This is a genomic window from Ketobacter alkanivorans, from assembly GCF_002863865.1.
GTDB classification, from domain to species: Bacteria; Pseudomonadota; Gammaproteobacteria; order Pseudomonadales; family Ketobacteraceae; genus Ketobacter; species Ketobacter alkanivorans.
Genome location: NZ_CP022684.1, coordinates 3815353 through 3834056, shown reverse-complemented (window position 1 = coordinate 3834056; position 18704 = coordinate 3815353). Strand labels below are relative to the sequence as shown.

Below are 18704 nucleotides of genomic sequence, written 5' to 3'. Positions count from 1 at the left end.
ATGTAGTGAGGCAAACCATTATGACGAAACGAAACCTGATCCGTTGGATGGCAGCTGCCCTGTTTGTGCCTGGCCTGCTCATTGGTTCTGCGACGTTCGCCAAAACCGAAACACTAAACGGCCCTGCACCTGACTTTAAACTACCCATGGCCGGTAAAAAGGTATTGAAACTATCTGACCTGAAAGGCGATGTGGTCATGATTAACTTCTGGGCATCCTGGTGCGGCCCTTGTCGTGAAGAAATGCCATTGATTGAAGGCATCTACCAAAAGTATAAAAAGCTCGGCTTTACTGTCTATGGCGTGAACGTAGATGCCAACCCCAAAGACGCTCAGCAATTGCTGAAAGAAACCGGTGTCAGCTTCCCCGTTGGCTACGACACAAAAAACAAAGTGAGCGAGCTGTATAAAGTAGATTCCATGCCTTCCACCGTAATGGTGGATCGCAAGGGTAATATGCGTTTTCTGCACCGTGGCTACAAACCCGGCTATGAGCAGGATTACGAAAAACAAATTCGACAATTGATTCGCGAATGATGCATACCATTACCATGCCCTTATTGTTGCTGGCACTGCTGATCAGCAGCGGCTGCAGCCCGATTACGCCCTGGGTAAAGCCCTATGAGCGCAACAACCTGGCAGATCCAATCATGAGTTTCAGCCCTGATCCAGTGGAGGCCGGGTATATGCACCACGTGTATCAGGCCCGAGAAGGTGCCCGTGGTGCCGAAGGCGGCGGCGGAGGCGGTTGTGGCTGTAATTGATCTGCGCACCGTGAAGACATTACTACGCAGCAGCGCTGGCCTGCTCGCCCTTGTAGCCTATGGCGTGAGCGTGGCTGCCGTGCTGCCCGAAGATCGCGCCGACGTGATGTATCACAGTTACGATGGTGGTGGCGTCAAGATTGATGGCCCCGCCGTACTGGTGCGCAAAAGCGTGACTGACGATGTTTCGGTGAGTGCGCAGTATTATGTGGATCAAATATCAGGTGCCTCCATCGACGTTCAGGTGCTGGCCAGCGAATACGCAGAAGAGCGCACCCAATACGACATTGGTGCAGACTACCTGCTGAACAAAACCATCATCAATGTAGGTTACTCCAACAGTACAGAAAACGACTACGAAGCTGACACCTACAGCCTGGGCATCAGCCAGGATTTTTTTGGCGATTTAAGCACTCTGAGCTTGAGCTTCGCCTACGGTTCCGATGTGGTTAAAAAAACCGGTGATCCCACCTTCAAGGAGGAGATAGAACGGCAGGGCTACCAGTTCAGCTGGACTCAGGTAGTCACCAAAAACCTGTTGATGAACTTCATCTATCATGTGGTTACCGATGAGGGCTACCTGAACAACCCCTATCGTTCATTCCGCTATTTAAATGATGCTGATGATCCCAGCGGCGGTTACAGCTGGCTGACCGAAATATACCCCGAAACCCGAACCAGTCACGCCTACGCTGTGCGGGGCAAGTATTTTATGCCTTATCGTGCAGCCTTCTCCTTCGAATATCGCCGTTTTAACGACACCTGGGGCATCAATGCCTACAACATGGATCTGGGTTACGTACACCCCTTTAACGAGCAGTGGATACTGGATGTACACTATCGCTATTACTCCCAAGGGGATGCCGACTTCTACTCTGACTTGTTTCCCAGAGCGGATTTCCAGAACTACATGGGTAGAGACAAAGAGCTTAGCGCCTTCACCACCAACACCTTTGGTGTAAAAGTGTCCTATGAAATCGACACCGGCTGGAGCAATGACTGGCTGGAAAAAGCCTCGGTCACTTTGGCCTGGGATATCATCAGCCTGGATTACGAAAACTTCCTCGATGCCCGCGAAGAAGGCGTACCGGCCGGCAGTGAATCCGCTTATAGCTTCGACGCCGACGTCATCCGATTCTTCATATCAGCCTGGTTCTAAATACCAATCCGTAATATAGGGCAGTAATTCTGCCCTTCAGCCTGACAGTTAGCCTCCGCCAGCATACACTTACAGTGTGTATGCCAATTACAGCACCGCGCGGTAGAGCAGGACGCATTACAGCAGGCAGGCAACGATGGATAAGATTGTACTTCTCTGTGACCCTGATAGTCAGTTGGTCGACATCTATAATGATGCACTAAAGGGCGAATCCACTCAGGTTATCGGTTGTAACGACACAAGCAAGTTGCGCACACTGGCGCTTAACCTGAGCCCCGATCTTATTTTGATCAATATAGATTTTGGCTCCAGCAACGGCTATAAATTGTGCAAGCAATTGAAGCAGAATCGACTCACCCTGATGCTGCCGGTTATTTTGCTATCCAACGCCCCGGCAATGGAAGAGCGACAACGAGCGCTTGAAGCCGGTGCCCTTGATCTGATTCAGCGGGTCAGCTCCCCTTATTTTATTCGAGAACGAATCCTCAGCCTGCTCCATGGCAGCCAACGCTACTCAATGGCCACCCGAATGACCGATTATCAATATCGAGTGCTGGTCGCAGAAGACAGCCCTTCCCTACAACAATTCTATGAAGCCGTATTGCCCGCCGAAAACTGCATTGTCACGCTTTGCGATAATGGCAAGCAGGCTTGGGACCTCTTGAAGTGCAACGCCGACTTTGACCTTATCATCACCGATCTGTTCATGCCGGTGATGGACGGTAAAGAGCTGTGCAATTTGATTCGCTCGCATCACGAATTCGATCAGATACCGATTGTAGTGATCACAACCGAACAGGAAAAACCCGTCCTGTATGACCTGCTCAGCCTGGGCGTGAGTGACTTCATCCAAAAACCATTCCGCGAATTGGAATTGCGCAGCCGGGTGCAAGCGCACCTGCGCAACCGGGTACTGGTGCAAGAACAATTTCGCCTGAACCAGGAGCTGATCGAATTCAGTGCCCTGCTGGAAGAAAAAATATCCGAGCGCACCCGAGAAATCTTTGAAACCAATATAGAGACCATATACAAGCTGGCCACAGCCTGTGATCTTAAGGATGTGGACACCGCCAACCACATTGCTCGGGTGAAAGATTACGTAGAAGCGTTTTCACTGCATCTGGGCATCGACAAACGCACAGCAAAAGAATACGGCTATTCCAGCATGATGCACGATGTTGGCAAGCTGGGCATCCCGGACTCGATACTGCGCAAGCCTGGCCCGCTCAATGACGCCGAATGGGAGATCATGCGCACGCACCCCATCAAAGGCAAAGAGCTGCTGGGCAACCGCCCCTTTTACCAGCACGCAGCCGACATTGCAGTGGCCCATCACGAGCGCTTTGATGGCAGTGGCTACCCCTATGGCATTCAAGGCAAAGACATCCCCCTCAGTGCTCGCATAGTCTCTATTGTGGATATCTACGACGCCCTCACCAGCCGCCGCCCCTATAAAGAAGCCTGGAGCGTGGAGACCGCCTTTCAGGAGCTGCAATCCCTGTCCGGCCATCATCTGGATCCGTTTCTGGTGGCTGAATTTCTGAAATTGGGCCAGAGCGGCGAGCTTACCCGCATCAGTGGACGCTATTCACTGACGTCCTGATCGGCGCCCGCATAGCAGTGATGCTGGTTTAGCGGTATAATCCCGCTCTTGTTCCCAACCAATCAGTAAACAAGGTTACCATTCCCATGGATGTAAAAGCCTATATGACCCAATTGGGTCAACAGGCCCGTGCTGCGTCGCGCCAAATGGCGAAAGCCAACACCGGTGTAAAAAACGCTGCGCTTATCGCCATCGCAGAAGCCATCGAGGCTCAGCGCGAAGCACTGACAGCGGCGAACCAGATCGATCTGGACAACGGCCGTAACAATGGACTGGAGCCAGCTATGCTGGATCGTCTGGAGCTGACCCCCGCACGCATCGACACCATGATCGAAGGCTTACAGCAAGTAGCCGCCCTGCCCGACCCCGTCGGCGAAATCAGTGATATGAATTATCGCCCCAGCGGCATACAGGTAGGCAAAATGCGCGTACCTCTGGGTGTGATTGGCATCATCTACGAATCGCGCCCAAACGTTACGGTGGAAGCCGCAAGCCTCTGCCTGAAATCGGGCAATGCCACCATTTTGCGGGGCGGCTCTGAATCCATCAACAGCAATCAAGCCATCGCCCGCTGCATCGCTCAGGGCCTGGAGCAGGCAGGTCTGCCTCATAGCGCTGTGCAGGTCGTGGAAACCACCGACCGTGCTGCCGTTGGCGAACTGATCACCATGCCCGCCTACGTGGACGTAATTGTTCCCCGTGGCGGCAAAGGCCTGATTGAGCGCATCAGCAACGATGCCCGCGTGCCGGTTATCAAGCATCTGGACGGCATCTGCCATGTCTATATTGATGCCGAGGCCGATCCACAAAAAGCCATCGACATTGCCATCAATGCCAAAACCCATCGCTATGGCGTGTGTAACGCCATGGAAACCTTGCTGGTACACAGCGCCGTAGCGGATTTGATTCTGCCCAAGCTGGCGCAGTTATATGCTGAAAAAGGCGTGGAGCTGCGTGGCTGCGAGCAAACCCGCGCCATTATTGATTGCGTCAGCGCCACCGAGGCCGACTGGCAAACCGAATACCTGGCCCCCATTCTGGCGATCCGGGTAGTGGATGATCTGGATGCGGCAATCGATCACATCAACCAGTACAGCTCGCAGCACACCGAAAGCATTATCACCGAAAACTACACGCTGGCCCGCCGCTTCCTCGCCGAAGTAGACTCCAGCTCGGTGATGGTCAACGCATCCACCCGCTTTGCCGACGGTTTTGAATACGGATTGGGTGCCGAAATTGGCATTTCCACCGACAAAATCCACGCTCGCGGCCCGGTTGGGCTGGAAGGGCTCACCTCACAGAAATACATAGTGCTGGGCGATGGACAAATCCGCGTCTAACGCCACCGGCGTTCTGGGCGGCACCTTCGACCCGATTCACACCGGCCATCTGCGCCTGGCGTGGGAGGCTAAGTCGAGACTGTCACTGGACTTTGTACGTCTGGTGCCTTGTCACGTGCCGACTCATCGGGAATCGCCGGACACCACCGCCAAACATCGCCTCACCATGGCGGAGCTGGCCTGCATCGGCGTGCCCGGGTTTGAAGTGGATAACTGGGAAATCACCCGTAATGACCCCTCGTACAGCGTCAGCACTTTGCTGCACGTAAGGGAGCAGATCGGCGATGCTGCACAGCTGGTGTTTATTATGGGGATGGATGCCTTCAACCAGTTCAGTAACTGGCATGAATGGCAAACGATTCTCACCGTGGCACACCTGTGGGTAGCCCATCGCCCAGGCAACAAGCTGCCCGAAGACGACACCACCGAATACCAGTTGCTGCAACAACTGCAATGCCCGGCCGATGAGCTGAAAACCTGCCCGGCCGGCAAGATCCACGTACACGAAACCACCGCACTGGATATCTCCGCCACCAAGCTACGGCAACAGATTGCAGAGGGCATCACGCCCCGTTTTCTGTTACCAGACGCCGTTTGGGCCTATATTCAACAAAACAAACTTTACGGTTACAGGAACGAAAACAGATCCAATGACTGACCTTCAAACTCTGAAAGACATCACCATGAACGCTTTGGAAGACATGAAAGCCAAAGACATCGTGGTATTGGATGTCAAACCCCTCACCAGCGTTGCGGATCTGATGATCGTGGCCAGTGGAACCTCCAACCGCCACGTCAAATCCATTGCCGACAACGTTCGCGAGCAAGTCAAAAAGAACGGCATGATGCCTTTGGGCGTAGAAGGCGAGGATGTGGCGGAATGGGTGCTGGTGGATCTGGGCGACATCATCGTTCACGTCATGCTGCCGGACACCCGCCGCTTTTACGATCTTGAAAAGCTCTGGAGCATGTCTCCGGATCGCCAGGACTAAGCCTTTATCACCAAGGCCAAGCAGACAAGACCGATATGCGCGTTCGCCTGATTGCAGTGGGCACCAAAATGCCCGCCTGGGTCACCCAGGGCTATGAGGAATACAGTAAACGCCTGAACCAGGATATCACCCTGGAGCTGGTGGAGATCCCGGCTGGCAAACGGGGCAAGAACGCCGACGTAGACCGCATCACCGACAAGGAAGGCGAACTGATGCTGGCGGCAATTCATGGCGGCGACCACGTCATTACACTGGATGTGCCCGGCAAACGCATCAGCACAGAAAAGCTGGCCGACCGCCTTGCGCAGTTACTGCAGGGTGGTCAGCATGTGTCGATCCTGATCGGCGGCCCTGAAGGGCTGGCTCCCCAATGCAAGCAAAAAGCACAGGAAAGCTGGTCTCTGTCGGATCTGACGCTGCCTCACCCCCTGGTTCGTGTTTTAATTGCGGAACAAATCTATCGTGCGTGGTCTATTTTAAAGGGCCATCCCTATCACAGGTAACGCTTACATCGCGATCATCCAGACAACGAACAGAGGCAGTCGGCGCTCAGCATGCCAAAACCCATAACCCTGAAAGACCACTACCGAGAAACCCGGGTGTTTGCGCGCCGGGCTGTGGTGTCTGTTTTCATGGTCATCCTGCTGATTCTGGCTCTGATTTCGCGGATGGTGTATTTGCAGATACTGCAATATGAGAAATACAGCAACCTGTCTGATGAAAACCGGGTCAGCGTCGAGCCCATTGCTCCGACCCGAGGGCTGATTGTTGACCGCAACGGGCAATTGCTGGCGGACAATCGACCCAACTACTCCGTCAGTATCACCAAAGAGCTATGCCCTGATATTGATGACACACTGCAGAAACTGTCCCGTCTGGTGGACATCTCCGACAGCCGTCAGGATGAGTTCAAAAAACGGCTGTCCCAACGTCGACGCCCATTCACCCCGGTCGCGGTAAAATTCAAACTCAGCGAAACAGAAATCGCCATCATTGCGGTGAATCAGCACTTGCTGCCCGGTGTCAGCCTGGATGCCAACCTGGTGCGCCACTATCCAAAAGCGGAGGCGTTGTCACACGCCATCGGCTATGTAGGGCGCATTAACGAAGCCGAACTGAAAAAACTCGACGCAACCAATTACAGCGCCACAGAACACATCGGCAAAACCGGTATAGAAGCTTTTTACGAAGATCGCCTGCACGGTCAGGTTGGCTTCCAGACTATCGAAACCGACGCCCGTGGTCGCATCACCAAAGTATTGGAACGCACCGCGCCAACCCCCGGTGAAAACCTGCAACTGTTTATGGATTTGCCCACGCAGATGGCCGCAGTGGCCGCACTGGAAGGAAGGCGCGGCGCGGTGGTGGCAATCGAACCAGAAACCGGCGGCATTCTCGCCTTTGTCAGCGTGCCGGGCTTCAACTCCAACCTGTTCGTAACCGGGATCGACCACGCCAGTTACGATGCCCTGCAGAACTCCAGGGCACGCCCCCTGTTCAACCGGGCGCTGCAGGGGCGCTACCCGCCAGGATCCACCATCAAGCCCATCGTGGGTCTGGGGGGCATCAACACCGGTGCCACCACCTGGGACTATTCCATCTACGACCCTGGCTTCTACAAGCTGGAAAACGACGATCGTTTTTATCGTGACTGGAAAAAGTGGGGGCACGGTGTGGTTAATTTACACGACGCCATTGTGCAATCCTGCGACACCTACTTCTATGAGCTGGCCTTCAAAATGGGCATTGATGATATTCATGACTTCATGGAGCCATTCGGCTTTGGCAGCAAAACCAACGTGGATCTGGTGAATGAAAAAGGCGGCCTGCTCCCCTCCCGCTTCTGGAAAAAAGCCAATCGCAATATGGCCTGGTTTCCCGGCGAAACCCTGATCACCGGTATCGGCCAGGGCTATATGCTGGCCACACCACTGCAGCTGTCCCTGTCGACAGCCATTCTGGCCAATCGTGGTGAAAAAGTGCAGCCCCGCATGGTAAAAGCCATCGGCGGTATACCGCTGTCTACACCGGATGCCGGAGCCCCCATCACCCTTAAGAATCAAGCAAACTGGGAGCGTATTACCGACTCGATGCGCGATGTCGTGCACAGCGCCAAAGGCACCGCCCGCGGTATTGCCAAAGGCCTTGAGGGTTACGACATCGCAGGCAAAACCGGAACCGCTCAGGTGCTGGGCATCAAACAGGATGAAGAATACGATGCTGAAAAGATCGCAGAGTGGCATCGGGATCACGCCCTGTTTGTGGGCTTTGCCCCGGTAGATAAGCCTAAAATTGCGATCGCAGTATTGGTGGAAAACGGCGGCGGCGGTGGATCAGCGGCCGCGCCCGTGGCCCGCCAGGTATTGGATGCCTATTTCCAGTCACTGCAACAGGATGCGGACGTCCCCACCACACAGGCAGTGCAGACACCATGAGCCGATACGACTATCAACATCAGCTGGGCAGTGGTCACTCCCCTGTCACCAAGCGCATCAGCATAATGCAAGCCATTCACCTGGACGCTCCCCTTATGGGCGGGCTGTTGGTTCTGGTCAGTGTGGGATTGTTTGTACTCTACAGTGCCAGCGGCCAAAGCATGGACACCTTGATGCGGCAATTAGTCCGCATCGTAGCAGGCTTTGCGGCCATGATGATAATGGCCTTCATTTCACCCCGCACCTATAAACGCTGGACGCCCTGGCTATTTGGCCTGGGCCTTCTGTTTTTGATTGGCGTGCTGGTTACCGGCACCGAAGCCAAAGGGGCTCAGCGCTGGCTGGCGATCCCCGGTACCGGCGTGCGCTTTCAACCCTCCGAGATCATGAAGGTCATCGTGCCCATGATGCTGGCCTGGTATCTGTCCGAACGGGCTCTGCCTCCGGGGTGGAAGCCGGTGCTGCTGTCGGCCATTCTGATTCTGGTGCCGACACTATTGATTGCCAAACAACCGGATCTGGGCACCTCGCTGCTGATCGCCAGCTCCGGCTTTTTGGTGCTGTTTCTATCTGGCCTCAGCTGGAAATACATCGCTGGCCTGGCCGCTGCGGCAATACCCGCTGCGGGCGGTATATGGATGGTCATGCATGATTATCAGCGCCAGCGGGTGCTGACCTTCCTGGATCCTGAGCGGGATCGCTGGGGCGCTGGCTGGAATATCACCCAATCTAAAACCGCCATCGGCTCGGGAGGCTGGGAGGGCAAAGGCTGGCTCCACGGCACCCAGGCGCATCTGGATTTCCTGCCGGAAAGCTCTACCGATTTCATCATCGCCGTGCTGGCTGAAGAATTTGGCCTGCTGGGTGTCTGCGCTCTGTTAATGATCTACTTCGCCATCGTCGCCCGCGGCATGTACATTGCCATGAACGCACAGGACACCTATTCACGGCTGCTGGCAGGCTCACTGACCATGACATTCTTCGTGTATGTATTCGTTAACATCGGCATGGTCAGCGGCATTTTACCCGTTGTTGGCGTGCCGCTGCCCATGGTGAGCTACGGCGGCACCTCGATCGTAACCCTGATGGCCAGTTTCGGTATCCTGATGTCGATTCATACCCATCGTAAACTGGTCTCCACCTAACAGCATGAACATTTCAGGTAAACTGATGAGCCAATCTGAAACCAACAGAACACCGAAGTCTTTGAGCAAACCACTGCGCCGCATGACGCTGCTACTGACGCTCGGCATCTTCAGCCAAGTCGCTGCAGCCTCACCAGCGCCTGCCTCAACCACCGCACCTGGTTATCTGAGCCATCCAGAAGCAAAAAAACTGGTGGCAGAGATTGAAGCAGAAAAAAGCTACCCGATGGATAAGCTCAACACCCTGCTGGGCAGCGCCGAAAAATCACAATCCATTCTCGATGCCATCGCCCGCCCAGCAGAAAAAACCAAAACCTGGGCAGAGTATCGGCCCATATTTCTAACCCAGGATCGCGTCGACAAAGGCGTTGAGTTCTATCAAGCGCACAAAGACACATTTCTGCGCGCAGAAAAGGAATTTGGCGTCTCCCGTTATGTGATCCTGGCCATCATTGGTGTCGAAACCCGCTACGGCAAACACAAAGGCAACTATCGGGTGATTGATGCACTGGCCACACTTGCCTTTGACTATCCACCTCGCGCCCCATTTTTTCGCAGCGAGTTGAAGCATTTCCTACAGTTGGAACAAGAAGCAGGCATCGACCTGATGAGCGCCAAAGGCTCCTACGCCGGAGCCATGGGTTTCGGGCAGTTTATCTCCAGCAGTTACCGCCATTACGCCGTTGATTTTGACGGCGACGGTCATCGGGATCTGATCAACAACCCGGTGGACGCTATTGGCAGCGTCGCCAACTACTTCAAACAGCATGGCTGGAAAAGCGGCGAACCGGTGGCCAGCGTTGCCCGCAGCCTGACGGATAACGACAACCCGGCGCTGGATGCCGTCATCAGCCAAGGCCCAAAACCACAAAAACCGCAATTGACTATACTTGACATCAAACAGGCTGGCCTACTGGCAGACGCGGACTATCGCGACGATGAAAAAGCCACGGCCATGCGCTTTGCCGGGGCAGAAGGTACGGAATACTGGATTGGTTTGCAGAATTTCTACGTGATTACCCGTTACAATCACAGTCCGCTGTACGCCATGGCGGTGTATCAACTGAGTGAAGAGCTGAAACAACGATTATCATGATTGGACTCAACCGTCGCAGCCAACTGCGTTTTCAGACCCTGCTGGTTTCCCTGTTGCTATTGAGTGCCTGCAGCAGTCATAGCCCCTACACAGCGGGCCCGTTTGAAGAAAAAGACAGCGCGCCCGGCGAAGTGCGCGACTGGCACAACATTCCAGACGCCCAACCCAAACATGAACCCCGCGCCCGCTACGGAAACCACTCCCCCTATGAAGTGTTTGGCAAAACCTACTACGTAATGCCCAGCGCCCACGGCTATCGGGAAACCGGTATCGGCAGCTGGTATGGCAAAAAGTTTTCTGGCCGCCCCACTTCCAGCCAGGAGCCCTATGATCCCTACGCCATGACCGCAGCCCACAAAACCCTGCCGTTACCCAGTTACGTGCGCGTCACCAACCTGGATAACAACAAACAGATCATTGTACGGGTCAACGACCGCGGCCCCTTTCACGGTGGGCGCATCATTGATTTATCCTACGCTGCTGCCCACAAAATCGGCTACGCCAACCAGGGTACTGCCCGGGTGCTGGTGGAAGCCATTACGGTAAATGATGGCGCTATGCCCGCCAGCAACAAACAATCAGAAGCCACCGCCGTGCCCTATGCACCGCCTAAAAACTCGGCTCCGGCTGCCGAAAAATACTACATTCAAGTGGGCGCCTACCGCGATCTTTCCACCGCAAAATCCATGCAACAGCAATTGATCACCGTCACCAACGCGCCCGTGGGTATTCACTCCTCCCCCGAACCGGGCAGCAGTGGCGTACATCGCGTAAGGGTCGGGCCGTTTTTAACCGAACAGGCCGCCATGACCGTACAGAACCAACTGCACGGTACAGTGTCAGACCCCTTATTGATCAGGCGATAAAAAAACGAGTGTGTTACCATCGGCTCTGCCTGATTTAAAGACCCTGATTAAACGATCCTGATTTCAAAATGACCGTCGGCAACGACTACTCAATAAACGTTCGAACAGAAACTGTATAGCGCGACTATGACTTTCACACTTGTAAAACACCGTGGGCTTCTGGCCCTGATCGCCACCCTGATTATCTCCCAGTTTGCTGCCATGAATCTGTGGGCCGCCGCCCCGATGATTCCGGCTCCGCCCAGCCTGGCCGCCAAGTCCTGGATTCTATTGGATGCCAAAACCGGACACATCATCACCGAGTACAACCCGGATCAGAAACTGCCTCCCGCCAGCCTGACCAAGATGATGACCACCTACATTGCCTCCGAGCAATTAGCCAGCGGCAACATTCGCTACGAAGACATGGTGCGCATCAGCGAGAAAGCCTGGCGCAAGGGCGGCTCCAAGATGTACATCCGCGAAGGCACTGAAGTTAAACTCGAAGACCTGCTGCGGGGCATCATCATCCAGTCAGGCAACGATGCCAGCATCGCCATGGCTGAGTACATCGCCGGCAGCGAAGACGCCTTTGCCGACTTGATGAACCAAACCGCCTTCAGCCTCGGCATGACCAACTCCCACTTCAAGAACGCCACCGGCTGGCCCGCGCAAGATCACTACACCACCGCCCGCGATCTATCCTTGCTGGCCCGCGCCATCATCAACGATCACCCCGAAGACTATTCCATTTACTCCGAAAAAGAATTCACCTACAACAACATCCGCCAGCCCAATCGCAACTCGCTGTTATGGCAGGATGACGCCGTGGATGGCATCAAAACCGGACACACCGAGGAAGCAGGCTATTGTCTGGTTTCATCGGCCGTAAAAGATGACATGCGCCTGATCTCGGTAGTCATGGGCACCCGCTCAGAGAAAGAGCGCGCCGCCGAGAGCCAAAAGCTGATCACCTATGGTTTCCGCTTCTACGAAACCGTCAAAAGCTACGATGCGCAACAGGAACTGCTGCAATCCGAAATATGGAAAGGCAAATCCAACACCTTGAAGCTGGGCACAGAAGAAGCCATCTGGCTGACCATTCCACGGGGCACCGCCGGTGACATCAACGCTGAGCTGGAGGTACCCGAATTATTGCAGGCACCGATCACAGCAGGCGAAAAGATCGGCACGCTCAAACTGACACTGAATGGCGAAACCATTGCCACCAAGCCTCTGATCGCCCTGGATAGTGTCGAAGAAGGCGGCCTGTTCAAGCGCCTCTGGCATTGGATTCTGTTGATGGTAAAAGGCCTGTTTAGCTAGGCCTCTGCTCCAGCTGCTCCGGCCCAAGGCCGGGGCACTGCCTGATACCTAACTTATCTAGCCCCCAATTCAAGACAGCTTTGCCACAGACGTTCTCAGGATGGTTTGCAGACAAAGCCTGTCATACAATAGAGACTTATTAAGTTCGAAGGTAATGACAATGGGCATTCAGGAGCACCTATGGGAATTTCCCTGTGTTCATAAATTGAAAATCATGGGCCTGTCCACACACCCCATGGTGGACATCGTCACCGAAATCGTCGGCAAACACGCCCATGATTTCGATCGCGACAGCATTTCATTGCGGGAAAGTGGCAGCGGCAAATACGTTTCCGTTACCATCGCCGTGCATTTCACCCAAAAAGAACAGGTGGAAGCCGTGTTTCTTGAACTGCATGAGCGCGAAGAAATCGCGATGACCCTCTAGGTATGAGTGACCTCAAAGGCGAAGCGGGCGAGACTCTGATCCTGCGGGATCTGGGCACGGTGGACTACACCGACACCTGGCACGCCATGAAAGACTTCACCGAGCAACGCAACGAACAGACCCCCGACGAGATCTGGCTGCTGCAGCACCCCCGTGTATTCACCCAGGGTCAGGCAGGCAAAGCCGAGCACGTACTGGCCCCCGGCGACATCCCGGTCATTCAAGTGGATCGTGGCGGTCAAGTCACCTACCACGGGCCCGGCCAGCTGGTGGGGTATTTGATGATTGATCTGCGCCGTATGGGCATCGGAGCCAGGGATCTGGTATCCCGAATCGAAAACGCCATCGTGGCCACCCTCGCCGAGCTGAATATTGAGTCTGCGCCGCGCCCGGATGCCCCCGGAGTCTACAGTGGTGGCAAAAAAATCGCCTCGCTTGGCTTGCGCATTCGCCACGGCCGCTCATTCCACGGGCTGGCCCTCAATATCGACATGGATCTGGAGCCCTTCCAGCGCATTAACCCCTGCGGCTATCAGGGTATGGAGATGACCCAGGTGCGCAACTTCGCCGATCAGCCCGATTTCAGACACATCAGCTCACGAATGGCCCATCATTTACAGCAGCAGCTGGGATATACTAGCTGCCATCACGCCACAGGATTCGAAACCGCAGTATGAGCCAGCATACCCCCACCACCCCAGACAGCAAGCCGGACAACCCTACTCGCAAAAAAGTCGTTCAGGGCGAAAAACTGCGCGGCGCAGATAAAGTTGCCCGTATCCCGGTGAAGGTGATCCCCACCACCGATCTTCCCCGGAAACCGGACTGGATTCGAGTGCGGGTGCCCGCCAATGGCGAGGTGCAGCGTATCAAAACCCTGCTGCGCAAACAGAAGCTGCATACCGTATGCGAAGAGGCATCCTGCCCCAACCTGCCAGAGTGCTTTGGCGGCGGCACCGCCACCTTTATGATCATGGGCGACATCTGCACCCGCCGCTGCCCCTTCTGCGACGTTGCCCACGGCCGCCCCAACGCGCTGGACCCAGAAGAACCGGCCCATCTGGCGGAATCCGTTGCCGCCCTCAACCTTAAATACGTCGTGGTGACCTCGGTGGACCGTGATGATTTGCGCGATGGTGGTGCCGGCCATTTCGGTGAGTGCATACGAGCCATTCGCGAAAGCTCGCCCAGCACCAAAATCGAAGTGCTGGTACCTGATTTTCGTGGCCGCATGGAAATCGCACTGGATCTGATGGCAGCCGATCCGCCTGATGTGTTCAACCACAACCTGGAGAACGTGCCGCGCCTGTACAAGGCCATACGCCCTGGCTCCGATTACCAGTGGTCACTGGATCTGCTCAAGCTCTATAAAGAGCGCATGCCCCATGTCGCCACCAAATCAGGCCTGATGGTGGGCCTGGGGGAGACCGATGCAGAGGTCAAACAAGTGATGCAGGATCTGCGGGAGCACAAGGTGGATATGGTGACCATCGGCCAATACCTGCAACCCAGCAAACAACACGCCCCAGTCGACCGCTTTGTACACCCTGATGTATTTGAAGAGTTTCGTCTGTTCGGTGAGGCACTTGGCTTCGCGAACGTAGCCAGCGGCCCCTTGGTGCGCTCATCCTATCATGCTGATTTACAACACAAAGGTGAAGACGTTAACGCCGTACACAAAGCCAGCCTAAAGCTTGAACCCAGAGACTGACCACGGCCGTGGAAGTGGCATTTGAGTCTCTCACCCAATGGCTGAGCCAGCACCAGGAATGGATTCTGATCGCGATCGCTGCGATGGCGTTTCTGGAGTCCCTGGCGGTGGTTGGCATTGTGGTACCTGGCGTGGCACTGCTGTTTGCGGCGGGTACCGCAGCGGGCAGCGCCGAAGTAGAGGTGATTTGGGTGCTGCTGGCAGCCTTCTGCGGTGCGGTGGCAGGTGATGGTATCAGCTTTCTGCTGGGCTACCGCTACCACGAAGTGATACGCCGGGTGCCTCCGTTTAAAAGCCACCCTGAATGGATCGAAAAAGGCGAAGTCTTCTTCCGCAAATACGGTTTGATGGGGATCGTGATTGGCCGTTTTGTAGGCCCCATCCGCCCGGTCATGCCCCTGGTGGCAGGCCTAATGCAAATGAAGCCCACCAGCTTTCTCGGCGTCAACATGCTGTCCGCCATCGCCTGGGCACCGTTCTACTTAATGCCCGGCTACCTGATTGGTGCCAGTCTGGAAGCGGAAAACGCCCTTTCGGGGCGTCATATGGGCTTTCTGATCGGCATGATTTTCAGCGGCTGGTTGCTGGCTCAGGCCCTGTGGTGGTGTCACGATCACATTCGCCAGCGCCGTAACAAACTGCAACTGGCGTTGATTACGGGCTGCAGCTGCTTGGGCCTGTTTATTATGGTATCCCAGGTCATGCAGCTGGATCAGTTGGTGGATCTCAATCACCGCTTTAGCCTGTGGGCCCTGAGCCTGCGCCATCACTGGCTGGATGGATTTTTTATCGGCCTCACCGAACTGGGTTATCGCAATGCCATGACCCTGTGGGGCGTGCTGGTAACCATCGCCATATTGGCCCAGCGCAATGTGTATGGCGCCACACTCTGGGTGGGCACCATCCTGCTGGGGCAAACACTGCTGTTTGGGCTTAAAGACGGGTTTGCCTGGCCACGACCGGCACTGGTGGCCATGCCGCCGGAATCCTATGCCTTTCCCAGTGGCCACACCACCATGAACCTGGTGTTTTTCGGAGCCCTCGCCATCCTCTGCCTGCCGGGCGTACCGGGCAAGCGCCAGAAAGCCATCCTCAGCGGACTGTGCATACTGGTCGCCACCGTCGCGGCATCTCGACTTTACCTGACCGTACACTGGCCCACCGACATCCTCGGCGGCCTGCTACTGGGCGGCATGATCCTGGCCACCCTCTACTGCATTGTATTAAAGCGTCCGTTCCGTACAATACGCCCCCTGCCAGTGATCGTGGCCACCCTGATAGCCTGGGGCGTCAGCCTGGCCCTGTGGGTAATTCCCCGCTTTCAGGCATTATCAGACAGCTACCTGCCGGTAAGCCTGATCTAACCTCAGCCCACAAAATCCAAGTCCATCAGCGAGCATTCCGTGGAAGACAAACGCAAAGGCCTGTTGTTTCTGCACAGCGCCATTCTTATATTCGGCGGCACCGCCCTGTTCGCCAAACTGATATCGCTGCCCGCCAGCGACATCACCGTCTGGCGCAGCTTTATTGCGGTGACGGTGATTCTGATTCTACTGTTGATACAACGCCGCCCCCTTCGGCTCCAGCGCCCCAGGGACGGCCTGATCATGTTGGCTGGCGGAGCCCTGTTGGGGCTGCACTGGGCCACCTACTTCCAGGCCATGCAGGTAGCCGGCATCGCCGTGGGCATGGTGGCCATGTACACCTACCCCATTCTGATTGTGTTTCTGGAGCCATTATTTAAGGGCCACAGACCTCACATCTCCGATGTGATCTGCGCATTTGTCATGCTGTTTGGCGTCACCCTGCTGGTACCCGAATTCGACCTCGAGAACAGCGTCACCCAAGGGGTGTGCTGGGGAGTACTGTCGGCTGCGCTATTTGCTCTGCGCAACGTAATGCAGGGTCATTACCTCAAGGGCTACACTGGCGAAACCAGCATCCTGTATCAGGGCGTGGTAGCGGGAGCGGTGGTCATACCCTTTATGACCACCCACCCGTTGGATGTGGAAAATACGGATCTGATCAAGCTACTGCTGCTGGGCGCCCTGTTCACCGCGCTGCCCCACAGTTTTTTTGCCAACAGCCTGCGCTACCTGAAAGCCAAAACCGTGGGCCTGATCGGATGCCTGCAACCGGTCTATGGCGCGCTACTGGCGTATCTGGTGCTGGCAGAAGAACCTGGCTGGATGACCATCCTCGGCGGCACCGTTATTATTGGCACCGCTGCCTTTGAAACTTATCGATCTTAGTGACTTGTAAATGTAACAGTTTGTATTTATTATGCGCGCACTCTCTCGGATCAGCCCAGACCAAAACTATTCATTAGAAAGTGTGTGGGCTGATGTGAGAGAGACCAAATCCCCCCCTCACGCCCGCTGACAGCGACTTCGCGCCCCAAACCGATGGATACAAACGCACCGCAATGTCTCTATAGACCGATTAAATCGTTAGGTTGGTTACATAATTCAACACGAAAGGCCGAGAACTGCTTTGCATTTTTTGTAACCAGAGGATTACAATTCATTAAAATTATATAATAAACACACGTTCTACCTTTTATATAGCAGACGCTCGCAAATGGCAGTCAGAACCCAAAAACTCATAGCAGATGAATTGCAGATAGGCATGTTCGTCTCGGGCATTGATCGCCCGTGGCGCGAAACGCCGTTTCCGATTCAAGGGTTCCATATCGAAAGCCGCGAACAGCTGGAAAGAATGCAGCACCTCTGCAAGTGGGCGTATGTAGATGTACAAAAATCACGCGCCCAGGTTACTGTTGCCCCGGCTCAGGATTTCAGTTTCGTCTCCAATTACTTCGAAGAGAAACAACGTAGAAACGGCCGAGAGCTACTGAATCTGCGCATTCGCAGCATTCAGAACGACCGCCCCTACAAGCGCCTGACTAACCTGAACACCGAAATGCGCCAGGCCCGCAAGGTACACAAGCGCATTCGTGATCGAATTAAACGTACATTACGTGCACTGGCTGGTGATGGCCGCCTGAGCATCGAAGACCTGCGGGATGTATCCAATCAACTGGTGAACAGCGTCATCCGTAACCCGGACGCCTTCGCCTATCTATCCCGTATTGATTCCCACAGTGAAGATCTGCTGAATTACAGCATTCGTGTGGCATCCTGGGCAGTGCTGACTGGGCGTCATCTGGATCTGACCCGCGAAGCCATGTCGGATCTTGCTCTGGCCTCGCTGCTGTGCAAAATCGGCTACACCACCATCCCCCAAGAGATTCTGCGCATCAAGGGCACACCCACGCCCCATGTGAACGAGATGTTAAAATGGTCTTTGGTACGCGGTGTGAAATTACTGCGTGCCAGCGATCAGTTCACCAGCCGCATCGTGAAACTGGTATCTCACCACCTGGAACGTCACGATGGCAGCGGTTTCCCCCGTGGCGTCAGTGGCAGACATATTCCCTTCCTGTCACAAATCATTGGTCTGTCGGATTACTATGAATCCCTGGTCAGTTACGATTACCGTGACGAGCCCCTCTCATCCGCCGATGCGGTACGAGAGCTGTTCAGCCAACGGGATGTGCTCTTTGATTCCTATCTGGTGGAAGAATTCATCCAGGCTATCGGGCTCTATCCAACCGGCTCGGTTGTGACTCTGAATGACGACCGCCTGGCAGTGGTCATCGGCCAGAACAAGGCACGCCTCAAGCCCAAACTACTGATACTGGAAGACGGCCGCAAACCCTGGCAATTTTTCAAGCGCCGGATCGTGGATCTCAACAATCCTGCCAACGACGACTTCATCGTCGCCAGCCAACCCGCGCTGGCACCGGACAGCGAACACCGCCACAGCCATTACTTCCGTCACGCATCTTCGTTCTGATTAT

Annotated in this window: 19 protein-coding genes; all 19 read left to right on the top strand. The window is 55.1% G+C overall.

Features of this window, described 5'->3' with window-relative positions; all coding sequences use genetic code 11:
- The first annotated feature begins 20 nt into the window (after positions 1–20).
- The 19 genes from Kalk_RS16300 to Kalk_RS16210 all read left to right on the top strand — a co-directional run bounded on the left by Kalk_RS16300 (position 21) and on the right by Kalk_RS16210 (position 18700).
- The gene (locus Kalk_RS16300) at positions 21–536 is read left to right on the top strand and encodes a TlpA family protein disulfide reductase (protein WP_101895263.1); all 516 of its coding nucleotides are present in this window, start codon (positions 21–23) and stop codon (positions 534–536) included.
- On the top strand, positions 533–763 hold the full coding sequence (locus Kalk_RS16295) for a DUF4266 domain-containing protein (protein ID WP_233716670.1): 231 nt from the start codon (positions 533–535) through the stop codon (positions 761–763). Before Kalk_RS16300 ends, Kalk_RS16295 begins: the two co-directional genes overlap by 4 nt.
- Entirely contained in the window at positions 750–1922 is a 1173-nt protein-coding gene (locus tag Kalk_RS16290; protein WP_233716669.1) for a DUF3570 domain-containing protein, read from the top strand. Before Kalk_RS16295 ends, Kalk_RS16290 begins: the two co-directional genes overlap by 14 nt.
- 136 nt (positions 1923–2058) lie before the next feature.
- Entirely contained in the window at positions 2059–3525 is a 1467-nt protein-coding gene (locus tag Kalk_RS16285; protein ID WP_101895262.1) for a response regulator, read from the top strand.
- Between the two features lie 86 nt (positions 3526–3611).
- Positions 3612–4865 carry a glutamate-5-semialdehyde dehydrogenase gene (locus Kalk_RS16280; protein WP_101895261.1) on the top strand — a complete coding sequence of 418 codons (1254 nt, stop codon included), beginning with the start codon at positions 3612–3614 and terminating at the stop codon, positions 4863–4865.
- Positions 4846–5523, top strand: a complete 678-nt coding sequence (gene nadD / locus Kalk_RS16275) for a nicotinate-nucleotide adenylyltransferase (protein ID WP_101895260.1) — start codon at positions 4846–4848, stop codon at positions 5521–5523. Before Kalk_RS16280 ends, nadD begins: the two co-directional genes overlap by 20 nt.
- Positions 5516–5857: a ribosome silencing factor gene (gene rsfS / locus Kalk_RS16270; protein ID WP_101895259.1), complete on the top strand. Its 342-nt coding sequence runs from the start codon at positions 5516–5518 to the stop codon at positions 5855–5857. The genes nadD and rsfS overlap by 8 nt, the downstream gene beginning before the upstream one ends.
- Before the next feature lie 35 nt (positions 5858–5892).
- Entirely contained in the window at positions 5893–6360 is a 468-nt protein-coding gene (rlmH, locus tag Kalk_RS16265; protein WP_101895258.1) for a 23S rRNA (pseudouridine(1915)-N(3))-methyltransferase RlmH, read from the top strand.
- Positions 6361–6411: 51 nt separating this feature from the next.
- Positions 6412–8292, top strand: coding sequence for a penicillin-binding protein 2 (gene mrdA / locus Kalk_RS16260; protein WP_101895257.1), 1881 nt, complete (start codon positions 6412–6414; stop codon positions 8290–8292).
- Positions 8289–9437, top strand: a complete 1149-nt coding sequence (gene rodA, locus Kalk_RS16255; RefSeq protein WP_101895256.1) for a rod shape-determining protein RodA — start codon at positions 8289–8291, stop codon at positions 9435–9437. Before mrdA ends, rodA begins: the two co-directional genes overlap by 4 nt.
- An 82-nt stretch (positions 9438–9519) precedes the next feature.
- Positions 9520–10533 (top strand): lytic murein transglycosylase B, encoded by a 1014-nt coding sequence (gene mltB / locus Kalk_RS16250; protein WP_101896358.1) that lies wholly within the window; start codon positions 9520–9522, stop codon positions 10531–10533.
- Positions 10530–11399 (top strand): septal ring lytic transglycosylase RlpA family protein, encoded by an 870-nt coding sequence (locus tag Kalk_RS16245; RefSeq protein WP_101895255.1) that lies wholly within the window; start codon positions 10530–10532, stop codon positions 11397–11399. The genes mltB and Kalk_RS16245 overlap by 4 nt, the downstream gene beginning before the upstream one ends.
- Positions 11400–11525: 126 nt before the next feature.
- The gene (locus Kalk_RS16240) at positions 11526–12704 is read left to right on the top strand and encodes a D-alanyl-D-alanine carboxypeptidase family protein (RefSeq protein WP_101895254.1); all 1179 of its coding nucleotides are present in this window, start codon (positions 11526–11528) and stop codon (positions 12702–12704) included.
- A 160-nt stretch (positions 12705–12864) separates the two neighbouring features.
- Positions 12865–13131, top strand: coding sequence for a YbeD family protein (locus tag Kalk_RS16235; protein WP_158643537.1), 267 nt, complete (start codon positions 12865–12867; stop codon positions 13129–13131).
- A gap of 2 nt (positions 13132–13133) precedes the next feature.
- Positions 13134–13808 (top strand): lipoyl(octanoyl) transferase LipB, encoded by a 675-nt coding sequence (gene lipB / locus Kalk_RS16230; protein ID WP_101895252.1) that lies wholly within the window; start codon positions 13134–13136, stop codon positions 13806–13808.
- A complete protein-coding gene (gene lipA / locus Kalk_RS16225; RefSeq protein ID WP_101895251.1) occupies positions 13805–14842 on the top strand; it encodes a lipoyl synthase in 1038 nt (345 codons plus the stop codon). Before lipB ends, lipA begins: the two co-directional genes overlap by 4 nt.
- A gap of 14 nt (positions 14843–14856) precedes the next feature.
- A complete protein-coding gene (locus Kalk_RS16220; protein ID WP_158643536.1) occupies positions 14857–16206 on the top strand; it encodes a bifunctional DedA family/phosphatase PAP2 family protein in 1350 nt (449 codons plus the stop codon).
- Positions 16207–16245: 39 nt separating this feature from the next.
- Complete coding sequence (locus Kalk_RS16215) at positions 16246–17094, top strand: DMT family transporter (RefSeq protein ID WP_101895249.1); 849 nt, start codon at positions 16246–16248, stop codon at positions 17092–17094.
- Positions 17095–17422: 328 nt separating this feature from the next.
- Complete coding sequence (locus tag Kalk_RS16210; RefSeq protein ID WP_101895248.1) at positions 17423–18700, top strand: HD-GYP domain-containing protein; 1278 nt, start codon at positions 17423–17425, stop codon at positions 18698–18700.
- Positions 18701–18704 lie beyond the last annotated feature (4 nt).

Excerpts from the sequence above, each read along its gene's own strand:
- Kalk_RS16300 (WP_101895263.1), top strand. The coding sequence starts at position 21 with ATGACGAAACGAAACCTGATCCGTTGGATGGCAGCTGCCCTGTTTGTG.
- Kalk_RS16295 (WP_233716670.1), top strand. The coding sequence starts at position 533 with ATGATGCATACCATTACCATGCCCTTATTGTTGCTGGCACTGCTGATC.
- Kalk_RS16285 (WP_101895262.1), top strand. The coding sequence starts at position 2,059 with ATGGATAAGATTGTACTTCTCTGTGACCCTGATAGTCAGTTGGTCGAC.
- Kalk_RS16280 (WP_101895261.1), top strand. The coding sequence starts at position 3,612 with ATGGATGTAAAAGCCTATATGACCCAATTGGGTCAACAGGCCCGTGCT.
- nadD (WP_101895260.1), top strand. The coding sequence starts at position 4,846 with ATGGACAAATCCGCGTCTAACGCCACCGGCGTTCTGGGCGGCACCTTC.
- rsfS (WP_101895259.1), top strand. The coding sequence starts at position 5,516 with ATGACTGACCTTCAAACTCTGAAAGACATCACCATGAACGCTTTGGAA.
- rlmH (WP_101895258.1), top strand. The coding sequence starts at position 5,893 with ATGCGCGTTCGCCTGATTGCAGTGGGCACCAAAATGCCCGCCTGGGTC.
- mrdA (WP_101895257.1), top strand. The coding sequence starts at position 6,412 with ATGCCAAAACCCATAACCCTGAAAGACCACTACCGAGAAACCCGGGTG.
- rodA (WP_101895256.1), top strand. The coding sequence starts at position 8,289 with ATGAGCCGATACGACTATCAACATCAGCTGGGCAGTGGTCACTCCCCT.
- mltB (WP_101896358.1), top strand. The coding sequence starts at position 9,520 with ATGACGCTGCTACTGACGCTCGGCATCTTCAGCCAAGTCGCTGCAGCC.
- Kalk_RS16245 (WP_101895255.1), top strand. The coding sequence starts at position 10,530 with ATGATTGGACTCAACCGTCGCAGCCAACTGCGTTTTCAGACCCTGCTG.
- Kalk_RS16240 (WP_101895254.1), top strand. The coding sequence starts at position 11,526 with ATGACTTTCACACTTGTAAAACACCGTGGGCTTCTGGCCCTGATCGCC.
- Kalk_RS16235 (WP_158643537.1), top strand. The coding sequence starts at position 12,865 with ATGGGCATTCAGGAGCACCTATGGGAATTTCCCTGTGTTCATAAATTG.
- lipB (WP_101895252.1), top strand. The coding sequence starts at position 13,134 with ATGAGTGACCTCAAAGGCGAAGCGGGCGAGACTCTGATCCTGCGGGAT.
- lipA (WP_101895251.1), top strand. The coding sequence starts at position 13,805 with ATGAGCCAGCATACCCCCACCACCCCAGACAGCAAGCCGGACAACCCT.
- Kalk_RS16210 (WP_101895248.1), top strand. The coding sequence starts at position 17,423 with ATGGCAGTCAGAACCCAAAAACTCATAGCAGATGAATTGCAGATAGGC.